The sequence below is a fragment of the Cyanobium sp. BA5m-21 genome, assembly GCF_024346235.1.
GTDB classification, from domain to species: Bacteria; Cyanobacteriota; Cyanobacteriia; order PCC-6307; family Cyanobiaceae; genus Cyanobium_A; species Cyanobium_A usitatum.
The window spans coordinates 44,773-54,530 of record NZ_JAGQCO010000012.1 but is presented as its reverse complement, the minus strand read 5'-3'; the positions used below and the strand labels follow the sequence as shown (position 1 = coordinate 54,530).

9 protein-coding genes are annotated in these 9,758 nt (G+C 62.0%); 6 read left to right on the top strand and 3 right to left on the bottom strand.

Annotated features, from left to right (window positions below; translation table 11 throughout):
• Positions 1 to 37: 37 nt before the first annotated feature.
• Together KBY72_RS05760 and pds are read right to left on the bottom strand one after the other, a co-directional pair.
• Entirely contained in the window at positions 38 to 946 is a 909-nt protein-coding gene (locus KBY72_RS05760) for a phytoene synthase (protein ID WP_106632719.1), read from the bottom strand.
• Between the two features lie 5 nt (positions 947 to 951).
• Positions 952 to 2,325, bottom strand: coding sequence for a 15-cis-phytoene desaturase (gene pds, locus KBY72_RS05755; protein ID WP_254993225.1), 1,374 nt, complete (start codon positions 2,323 to 2,325; stop codon positions 952 to 954).
• Positions 2,326 to 2,431: 106 nt separating this feature from the next.
• On the opposite strand from pds, the gene KBY72_RS05750 reads away from it, so the two are divergent.
• Both KBY72_RS05750 and KBY72_RS05745 read left to right on the top strand, forming a co-directional pair.
• Complete coding sequence (locus KBY72_RS05750) at positions 2,432 to 2,809, top strand: NAD(P)H-quinone oxidoreductase subunit M (protein WP_254993223.1); 378 nt, start codon at positions 2,432 to 2,434, stop codon at positions 2,807 to 2,809.
• A complete protein-coding gene (locus KBY72_RS05745) occupies positions 2,806 to 3,492 on the top strand; it encodes a DUF3172 domain-containing protein (RefSeq protein WP_254993221.1) in 687 nt (228 codons plus the stop codon). The genes KBY72_RS05750 and KBY72_RS05745 overlap by 4 nt, the downstream gene beginning before the upstream one ends.
• On the opposite strand, the gene KBY72_RS05740 is transcribed toward KBY72_RS05745, so the two are convergent.
• Positions 3,483 to 4,457: a LysR family transcriptional regulator gene (locus KBY72_RS05740; protein WP_254961674.1), complete on the bottom strand. Its 975-nt coding sequence runs from the start codon at positions 4,455 to 4,457 to the stop codon at positions 3,483 to 3,485. The genes KBY72_RS05745 and KBY72_RS05740 overlap by 10 nt on opposite strands.
• Positions 4,458 to 4,597: 140 nt before the next feature.
• Between KBY72_RS05740 and KBY72_RS05735 the strand changes: the two genes are divergently transcribed.
• The 4 genes from KBY72_RS05735 (at position 4,598) to KBY72_RS05720 (ending at position 9,756) form a co-directional block, all read left to right on the top strand.
• On the top strand, positions 4,598 to 5,299 hold the full coding sequence (locus KBY72_RS05735; RefSeq protein WP_254961677.1) for an NnrU family protein: 702 nt from the start codon (positions 4,598 to 4,600) through the stop codon (positions 5,297 to 5,299).
• Positions 5,300 to 5,399: 100 nt separating this feature from the next.
• The gene (locus KBY72_RS05730) at positions 5,400 to 7,418 is read left to right on the top strand and encodes an NAD(P)H-quinone oxidoreductase subunit 5 (protein WP_254961673.1); all 2,019 of its coding nucleotides are present in this window, start codon (positions 5,400 to 5,402) and stop codon (positions 7,416 to 7,418) included.
• Positions 7,419 to 7,706: 288 nt separating this feature from the next.
• Positions 7,707 to 9,287 carry an NAD(P)H-quinone oxidoreductase subunit 4 gene (locus tag KBY72_RS05725; protein ID WP_254961672.1) on the top strand — a complete coding sequence of 527 codons (1,581 nt, stop codon included), beginning with the start codon at positions 7,707 to 7,709 and terminating at the stop codon, positions 9,285 to 9,287.
• Between the two features lie 79 nt (positions 9,288 to 9,366).
• Positions 9,367 to 9,756 carry a lipopolysaccharide assembly protein LapA domain-containing protein gene (locus tag KBY72_RS05720; protein ID WP_254961671.1) on the top strand — a complete coding sequence of 130 codons (390 nt, stop codon included), beginning with the start codon at positions 9,367 to 9,369 and terminating at the stop codon, positions 9,754 to 9,756.
• Positions 9,757 to 9,758: the final 2 nt, after the last annotated feature.

The following is a 9,758-nucleotide window of genomic DNA, read 5'->3' as shown; positions in this document are numbered from 1 at the left end:
ATTCAATTCTGCTGGAGTGGATTGAAGGCGGCGCTACTCAGCGCACCTGAGCGACCAAATAGGAAAAAGGTAGATCGAATAGCTTGCCAGCCCTAGGCACAAAGGCTCGCTTGTTAAAAACGTCGTAGTGGTGCTCCTCAATTACATCAAGAATGCCCCTATATAGCCGCAGCGATGCCCATACGGGCCATCGAGCGTCGGGAGCAAGCCAGCGCACTCCTGCCTCTGAGCGGGCAAACCACATTCGAGCTCTCTCTAGCTGAAATCGCATCAGGGCACGCCAATTGTCGTTAACAGTGCCCGCAAGCAATTCAGCTTCGCTATAACCAAATCGCTCCAGATCTTCCTGGGGAAGGTAAATACGCCCTCTAGAACGATCCTCGCCCACGTCGCGAAGAATGTTGGTGAGCTGGTTGGCGATGCCGAGAGCTACAGCTGCGTGGGAGGTGTCCGGCCGATCACTCCAAGGGGCGCTTGTGTAGGCAGGATCCAGTCCCATCACCTCCTGAGTCATCAGGCCAACGGTGCCTGCCACCCGATAGCAGTAGAGCTCTAGATCTTCGAAGGTGGGGTAGCGGTGCAGGCGCAGATCCATCCTCTGCCCCTCGATCATGTCTAAGTAAGCCTGCAGGGGCTGGGGGTAACGCTCCATCGTGTCCCGCATAACCAGATCAAGGCCATCGCAAACCTCGCCAGCAAACAGGGCCCTAGTGCGCTCCTCCCAGGCATCTAGGCGATCTGCCAGCTCTGCCACAGGACGGGCTTGGGCCTCCGCACTATCCATCAGCTCATCTGTGCGGCGGCACCACACATAAATCGCCCAAATCGCCCGACGCTTGGCCGGCGGCATCAACAAGGTGCCCAGATAAAAGGTCTTAGCCCACTCGGCCGTCTCCTGCCGGCAGGCCTCATAAGCCTTCTCCAAATTTGGGAGCGAGGACACCACCACGACTAGACCGCCTTACCAATCGCTTGGGCACACTGCTTACCGCTTAGCACCGCCCCCTCCATTGAGGCCAGGTAGCGCTGCATGGTGTAGCAGCCGGCCAAGAAGAAGTTGGGGATCGGCGAGGCTTGATCGGGCCGCAGTTGCTGGCAGCCAGGCACGGTTTTGTAAACCGACAGCGGTGTTTTGACCACGATCGACTTGCGCAGAGTGGCTTGGTCGTTGCCGGTGAAGTGCATCGGGAATAGGCGCTTGAGCTCCTCCATCGTGGCCGCCACGATGTCCTCGTCAGAGCGACCAATCCAGTCTTTGGCTGGGGCAAACACCAGCTCCAGCATCGAGCGCTCCGGATCCTCGTATTCCTTACAAGTATTGCTCATGTCTGCATAGACGCTCAACAGCGGGCTCCGGCTGAACAGCAGGTGATCGATATCGGTGAGCTTGCGATCAAACCAAAGGTGAATATTGATCACCGGCACCCCATTGAGGCCGTCGAGCTTCTTGAAATAGGGAATCTGCTTCCAAGCCTCAGGCAGCAGCAGCTTGAAGGGATCTACCGGCATGGCGCTCACGTAGGCGTCTGCCGTAAGCGTGCGGGGCTCCTGACCCTTGATGCCACCAATCTGGAAAGCCTTCACCGTGCCATCGGCATTGAGCTCGATCTGGCGCAACGGGGAATTCAGGTGAACTTCCCCGCCACGGGCCTCGACGTAATCGACGATCGGCTGGCACAACCGCTGCGGTGGGTTGCCATCAAGGAAGGCCATCTTGGAGCCATCACCCTCCTGCAGGAAACGATTTAGGGCGGTGAGCACCACCGTGCTGGAGATTTCATCGGGATCGATGAAGTTCAGGGCCTTGGCCATGGCGATGAATACCTCGTCATTGACCCGCTCGGGAATGTTGTGCAGCCTGAGCCACTCGGTCCAGGAATACTTATCGCATTCTTCTACATACTGTTGGCCGCGCAAAATTGCCGGCACCAAGCCCATGCCGAAGGCAATCTTCTCGGGCCAAGTGAGCAGGTCGTTGTTGCTGAGAATGGCCGCCAAACCATTGAAGGGGGCGGGGATGTCTGGGAAGTCAAAGCGGCTGTAGGTGCCTGGCGTCTCCATTTGGTTGAAAATCATCGAGTGGCTTTTCCACTGCAGACGGTCTTCGATATCCAGCTCCTTAAACAGCTGGCGCATGTTGCGGTAAGCGCCGAAAAAGATGTGCAAGCCGGTCTCATACCAGTCGCCGTCTTCGTCCTGCCAGGCCGCCACCTTGCCGCCCAGCACATCGCGGGCTTCCACCACGACCGGCGTATGGCCGGCATCACAGAGGTACTTCGCGCACGACAGCCCGGCGAGCCCTGCTCCGGCAATGACGACGCGCATACCGACTTTCAAAAATCCAGATGCAACCTTAAAGGGGGCGCCTGACCCCTGCGGCTGGGGGGGGGTTTCTAGAGTTGGGACATTGGGTGCCCGCAATCCCCTCCCCATGGCCGACTCACTCCCTGCCGAATCCCGCCCTGCAGAGACCTTGCTGAAGTCCACCACCCGCCACGTGCGGCTGTTCACCGCCCGAGTGGAGGACGGCAACCTGCTGCCTGATCCCAGCCAGCTCACCATGGATGTGGATCCCGACAACGAGTTCCTCTGGGACGCCCCGGTGCTGGCCAAGGTGCAAGACCACTTCCGCGAGCTGGTGGCAGCCCAAGCCGGCGCCGACCTCACCGAATACAACCTGCGCCAGATCGGTTCGGAGCTGGAAGGGCTAATTCGCCAGCTGCTCCAGGCCGGCGAGCTTCGCTACAACCCGGATGCCCGGGTGCTCAATTACTCAATGGGCCTGCCCCGCAGCACGGAAAGCCTGTGAGCCGCTCCCGCTACAGCTCAGATCGCTACGCCGGTGAGCGCCCTGATGAGGGGCGTCCCCCCGGAGGGCGTTACGCAGAGGATGCCTATGAGCGGGGCGGTCGCCGCAATGAGCCCAGGCGGCCGGCCGGGGGCGGCAATAAAGGCGGTCCTGGTGGCCCTGGTCCTGGTGGCAGTGGCCCTGGCGGAAGTGGCCCCTTTCAGTTCAACGTGGGCACCCTGGCGATCCTGGCTGGGGTGCTGGTGGTGGGCATCGGCATCGGCACCGCCATCTCCAGCACCACCCAGGGCGACCAGGGCAACATCGCCAGCAGCCAGCAGCTCGACATGGCGGTGCCTGATCCGGAGTTCTGCCGCCAGTGGGGCGCCAGTGCCTTCGTGATGGACATTGAGCTCTACACCACCATGAACCCCAGCTCCAGCTTCGTGACCCAGCCGGAGCTCAAGGCCGGCTGCGTTATTCGGCGGGAAAACTGGAGCGTGTTGCAGAAGGAAGGAGCCGTAACCAACGAACAGATGCGCCAGTGCAAGCAGCGCATGAACACCTTCGCCTACATCGGCTCAGTGAAAGACAAGCCAATCGTGCGCTGCGTCTACCAAACAGACACCAGCCAAAACAAATTCCTTACCAAGGGCGTGGCTGATGACACGGTGGGCGTCACCCCCGAAGCCGATCAGTTCTGAGTGAGAGCCTCCTGCTGCTGCAACGGCCGGCGCAGGGGGCTATCGGGGCTGGCAAACACGGGCAGAACCTCCTTGCGGAAGGCATCGGCAGCCCTGGAGCAATAGCGGGCTGGATGGGTGATCAGCTTCAGCTGGCGGCGCACGAGCAGGTCGGCCACTTGGGGGCGATGCAGGCTGCCAGCAGAGAGCTCCCGCTCAATTGAGACCACCGGCAGGAAGGCAGCCCCAAGACCCGACTGAACGGCGTTTTTGATCGCCTCAAAGGAATTGAGCTCCATCTCGATCTTAAGCCGGCCCACATCCAGCCCGGAGCGGGCCAGCAGCTGATCGACCATTTTGCGGGTGGTCGACTGGGCATCAAGGCAGACAAAGCCCAGCCGGTAGAGGTCGTCTTTCGTGAGCTCGGGCAGGCGGGCCAGCGGATGCTTCACCGGCAGCACCAGGGCCAGCTCATCGCTGGCATAGGGCACCACCTGCAGCAGCTCACAAAGCTCCGTTGGAAGCTCGCCGCCGATTATCGCCAGATCCACCTGGCCATTAGCCACGCTCCAACCCGTGCGGCGGGTGCTGTGCACCTGCAACTGCACCGCCACTTCGGGGTACTTCTGCCGAAACAGACCAATCATTCGCGGCATTAAATAAGTGCCGGTGGTCTGGCTGGCGCCAACGATGAGCGAGCCGCCGCGCAGGTTGTGCAGGTCTTCTAGAGCCCGACATGCCTCCTGGCACTGGCTCAGGATTCGGTCGCAATAGCTGAGCAGCAGGTGGCCGGCCTCGGTGAGCTGGGCCTTGCGCCCGCCCCGGTCAAACAGGCTGACGCTGAGCTGCTTCTCCAGATTCTGAATCTGCAGGCTCACCGCCGGCTGAGTCACATAAAGGCTATCTGCGGCCTTCTTGAAGCTCCCCTCAGAGGCGATGGCCCGCAGGATGCGGAGCTGATCAAGGGTGAAAGGCAGTTCTGCCATTGGGTTGCCTGGATCGGCCGGAGCCTGCCAGCTGGCGATTTCAAAACTCTAAGGGGGAAGCCTGGCAGCGAGAATCGAGAGCTTCACAACGCCCCATCCGGCCCGTGCCCCCCAGCTCTTCGCACCACAGCAGCTGGGTAATGCTCGCCCTGTTGCTGGCTTTCGCAGTAGTTCACAGCGGCGGTGCCTCGCTGCGGGTGTGGGGCGCAGCAAAAATTGGCGAAAGGGCCTGGCGGCTGCTATTTGCCGCGGTGAGCATCCCCTCAGCCGTGGTGGTGATCGGCTACTTCCTGGCCCATCGCTACGACGGGGTGCGCCTCTGGAATCTCCAGGACCAGCCCTGGATCGTGCCCGTGGTGTGGGCCGGCACCGCTATCAGCTTTTTGTTTCTTTATCCAGCCACCTACAACCTGCTGGAAATCCCGGCGGTGCTCAAGCCCCAGGTGCGGCTCTATGCCACCGGCATCATCCGCATCAGCCGCCATCCCCAGGCGGTGGGCCAGGTCCTCTGGTGCGCCACCCACCTGCTCTGGATCGGCAGCAGCTTCATGGTGGCCACCTGCGCCGGCCTGATCGCCCACCATCTCTTCGCTATCTGGAACGGCGACCGGCGCTTGGCCAAGCGCTTCGGTAGCGCCTTTGAGGAGCTGAGAGCTAGCACCTCGATCCTTCCCTTTAGGGCGATATTGACCGGCCGCCAGCAGCTGGTTGCCAGCGAATTTCTAAGGCCAGCCCAGCTGGGCATTGCCATTGCCGTAGGGGTGTTTTGGTGGGCCCATCGCTTCATCGGCCTCGGCGCAACGAGCTTCGCTCGCACAGGCTTGGCCCACCTGCTGGGTTGAGTACGGCTCGCCGCGAAGCCCCCGCCCATGGGCGAGCCCGCACAGGCCTGGATATGCACGTGTTTGGCTGCCTACACTTGCGCCAACCAGCTTGCAGCGCATGCCGTCAGCCGCCGAACTCGCCTGGTTGATTCCGGTGCTGCCCCTGGTCGGGGCTTCTATTACCGGGCTGGGGCTGATCAGCTTCAACCGCACCGTCAATCGGCTGCGCAAACCCGTGGCCTGGTTACTGATCAGCTGCGTGGGAGCGGCTGCAGTTCTTAGCTACGCCGTTTTGGCCCAGCAACTGGCGGGTGCACCGCCCACCGAAGTGCTGTTCAACTGGGCCAGCGCCGGCACCTTCAACCTGCAAATGGGCTTCCGGGTGGACGCCCTCGGCGCCGTGATGCTGTCGTTGGTGACCACCATCGCCGTGCTGGTGATGGTTTATTCCGATGGCTACATGGCCCATGACAAGGGCTATGTGCGCTTTTTTACCTACCTAGCCCTATTCAGCAGCTCGATGCTGGGCCTGGTAATCAGCCCCAACCTGCTGGAGATTTATGTGTTCTGGGAGCTGGTGGGAATGTGCTCCTACCTGCTCGTGGGCTTCTGGTACGACCGCGATGGCGCCGCCAATGCCGCCCAGAAAGCCTTTGTGGTGAACAGGGTTGGCGACTTCGGTCTGCTGCTGGGGATCCTGGGTCTGTTCTGGGCCACTGGCAGCTTCGGCTTTGAGGAAATTGGCAGCCGGCTGCAGGAGGCCGTGGCCGGCGGCAGTGTTTCCAACGCGGCGGCGATCCTGTTGTGCCTGCTGGTGTTCATGGGACCGATGGCGAAATCGGCCCAATTCCCCCTGCACGTCTGGCTGCCGGATGCCATGGAGGGTCCGACTCCAATTTCTGCCCTGATTCACGCGGCAACCATGGTGGCTGCTGGTGTGTTCCTGGTGGCCCGGTTGCAACCCGTTTACGAACCCTTCCCGGCTGTGCAGGCCACGATCGCCGTGGTGGGAACCATCACCCTGGTACTGGGGGCCTCGATTGCTCTCACCCAGATGGATCTCAAGAAGGGCCTGGCCTATAGCACCGTTTCCCAGTTGGGTTACATGATGCTGGCCATGGGCTGCGGCGCTCCGGTGGCCGGCATGTTCCACCTGGTGACCCACGCCTTCTTCAAGGCGATGCTGTTTTTGGGGTCCGGCTCGGTGATCCACGCCATGGAAGAGGTGGTGGGCCATGAGCCCGTGCTCGCCCAGGACATGCGGTTAATGGGTGGGCTGCGCAAACACATGCCGATCACCAGCAGCACCTTCCTGATTGGCTGCGTCGCCATCGCCGGCATTCCCCCTTTGGCTGGCTTCTGGAGCAAGGACGAGATCCTCGGCGTGGCGTTTGGTTCATTCCCCGTGCTGTGGGTGGCTGGCTTCATCACCGCCGGCATGACCGCCTTTTATATGTTCCGCCTTTACTTCCTCACCTTTGAGGGGGAGTTTCGCGGCAATGATCAGGCCATGAGGGCCCAGCTGCTGGCTGAAGCAGGCAAAACCACTGATGACCAGGGCGATAGCCACGGCGACGACCATGGCCATGCCAGCCATCCCCATGAATCCGGCTGGCAGATGGCCATGCCCCTGGCCGTGCTGGCCGTGCCCTCTGTGCTGGTAGGCCTGCTGGGCACCCCCTGGAATAGCCGCTTTGGCAACCTGCTCGACCCCAAGGAGGCGGCCGAGGTGGCCGAACACTTCAGCTGGAGTGAATTCCTGCCCCTAGCCGGAGCCTCAGTCGGCATCTCCATCGCTGGCATAACCGTCGCCGTGCTGGCCTACGCGCTGCACAAAATCGATCTGGGCAAAGCCGTAGCCGCTCGCTTCCCCGCCCTCAATGCCTTCCTGGCCAACAAGTGGTATCTCGATGCAATCAACGACAAGTTGTTCGTGCAGGGCAGCCGCAAACTGGCCCGCCAGGTGCTGGAGGTTGATTCCAAGGTTGTTGATGGGGTCGTAAACCTCACCGGCCTGGTGACCCTGGGCAGCGGCGAGGGTCTCAAATACTTCGAAACCGGCCGGGCCCAGTTCTATGCCCTGATCGTGTTTGGCGGTGTCATCGCCCTGGTGGTTCTGTTCGGCTCGCTGGGCTGAGCGGTTCGGCCGTTACGCCTGCTACGCGGGCAACACGGCCTCGGCCGCACAGTCCAGCGAGCCTCACACCGCACGCCCATCCCCTGCCGCACCAGCGAGCCTCAAGCCGCGCCCTGCCGCACCGGCTCCTGCCCCCGCTTCGCTGATCCCCTGGCACGCGCTTTGCGCTCACGCCAGGGGATCAGCGAAGCGGGGGCAGGACACACAACTCTGTGTGACAACCCCCATCAGCAGAGTGCCGGGCCCGACTGCATTTCTACACTCCGATCAAACGGTGAGGCCTGGTTCGTGCCCTTCCCATGGTTGAGCGCGTCGATCCTTTTCCCGATCGCAGCGGCCCTGGTAATTCCTTTCATTCCCGATGCCGGCGACGGCAAGCGGATTCGCTGGTATGCCCTTGGCATCACCCTGATCACCTTCTTGATCACCGTGGGGGCCTACCTCAACGGCTATGACCCGGCGGTCGAAGGACTGCAGCTGGTGGAGCGGGTTCAGTGGCTGCCCAGCCTGGGGTTGGCCTGGTCGCTGGGGGCGGACGGCATCTCGATGCCCCTGATCCTGCTCACCAGCTTCATCACCTCCCTGGCGGCTCTGGCGGCCTGGCCGGTGACCTTCAAGCCCAAGCTCTTTTATTTCCTGCTGCTGCTCATGGATGGCGGCCAGATCGCCGTGTTCGCCGTGCAGGACATGCTGCTGTTCTTCCTGGCCTGGGAGCTGGAGCTGTTGCCGGTGTATCTGCTGCTGGCTATCTGGGGCGGCAAAAAGCGTCAGTACGCAGCCACCAAATTCATCCTCTACACAGCCGGTAGCTCCCTGTTCATTTTGGTGGTGGGCCTGGCGATGGCCTTCTACGGCGGTGGCACCCCCAGCTTTGAGTACACGGACCTGATGGCCAAGGACTTCTCAACGAAGTTCCAGCTATTCGCCTACGCAGGCCTGCTGATCGCCTTTGGGGTGAAGCTGCCGATCGTGCCCCTGCACACCTGGCTGCCCGATGCCCACGGCGAGGCCACGGCTCCGGTGCACATGCTGCTGGCAGGCATCTTGCTGAAGATGGGGGGCTACGCCTTGCTGCGCTTCAACGTGCAGCTGCTCCCCGAGGGGCATGCCCAATTTGCGCCGCTGCTGGTGGTACTGGGGGTGGTGAACATCATCTACGCCGCTCTCACCTCGTTTGCCCAGCGCAACCTCAAGCGCAAGATCGCTTACAGCTCGATCAGCCACATGGGCTTCGTGCTGATCGGCATCGGCAGCTTCAGTGCCCTGGGCACCAGTGGGGCCATGTTGCAAATGATCAGCCACGGCCTGATCGGAGCCAGCCTGTTCTTCCTGGTGGGCGCCACCTACGACCGCACCCACACCCTGCAGCTCGACGACATGGGCGGGGTTGGCCAGAAGATGCGCAAGATGTTTGCCCTGTGGACTATCTGCTCCCTGGCCTCCCTTGCCCTACCAGGCATGAGCGGCTTTGTGTCCGAGCTGATGGTGTTCACGGGCTTCGTTACCAGCGAGGCCTATTCGCTCAGCTTCCGCATCGTGATGGCGGCTCTAGCGGCGGTGGGCGTGATCCTCACCCCGGTGTACCTGCTCTCGATGCTCCGGGAAATCTTCTTCGGCAAGGAAAACACTGAGCTCGCCTCCCACACCCACCTGGTGGATGCGGAGCCCCGGGAGATCTACGTGATCAGCTGTCTGCTGGTGCCGATCGTGGGCATCGGCCTCTACCCCAGGGTGATGACCGACACCTACAGGGCTTCGATCGAGGCCCTCGTGCAGCGGGAGACCACCGCCCTAGCCAAGGTGATTCAGCCGCCGCCGGGCGATCTGATTCGCCAACCGCTGCTTTCGGCGCCGGCCCTGCCGGCCTGATCCGCCTCCCTGGGTAACAAAACTGTGCAGATAGCCCGCGGTGAGTTCACCCCTGGGTTGGTCTAATTACGCTCCTGAGATGAAACAGCTGAACTTTCTGCTGATCTTCAGCTTTGGCCTAGCCATGGTGATGTTCACCCTGGAGAACACAGCCCCCACCACGGTCCACTTCCTGCCAGGACTGAGCGGCACCCTGCCCCTAGCCGCCCTGCTGCTCCTAGTTGGCGGCATCGGCGCCACCGCTGCCTGGGTGTTTGCGGTGTGGACCGGGGTGGTGCGCAAGGTGGAAGCGGTGCAGAGCCAGGGCGAATTCACCGCCCAACAGGTGCGAATCCAGGAGCTGGAAAACGACCTGCAGCGCTACCGAGCCACGCTGGATGCCCAGCTGGGGCTGCTGCCAGCGGCCGGGCAAAGCTCGGCTCCCACCAGTCCCGATGCCGACGAAGCCGTGACCGTGTCAGTTGGCTGACC

Excerpts from the sequence above, each read along its gene's own strand:
- pds (WP_254993225.1), bottom strand. The coding sequence starts at position 2,325 with ATGCGCGTCGTCATTGCCGGAGCAGGGCTCGCCGGGCTGTCGTGCGCG.
- KBY72_RS05750 (WP_254993223.1), top strand. The coding sequence starts at position 2,432 with ATGGCCGACTCACTCCCTGCCGAATCCCGCCCTGCAGAGACCTTGCTG.
- KBY72_RS05740 (WP_254961674.1), bottom strand. The coding sequence starts at position 4,457 with ATGGCAGAACTGCCTTTCACCCTTGATCAGCTCCGCATCCTGCGGGCC.
- KBY72_RS05735 (WP_254961677.1), top strand. The coding sequence starts at position 4,598 with ATGCTCGCCCTGTTGCTGGCTTTCGCAGTAGTTCACAGCGGCGGTGCC.
- KBY72_RS05730 (WP_254961673.1), top strand. The coding sequence starts at position 5,400 with ATGCCGTCAGCCGCCGAACTCGCCTGGTTGATTCCGGTGCTGCCCCTG.
- KBY72_RS05720 (WP_254961671.1), top strand. The coding sequence starts at position 9,367 with ATGAAACAGCTGAACTTTCTGCTGATCTTCAGCTTTGGCCTAGCCATG.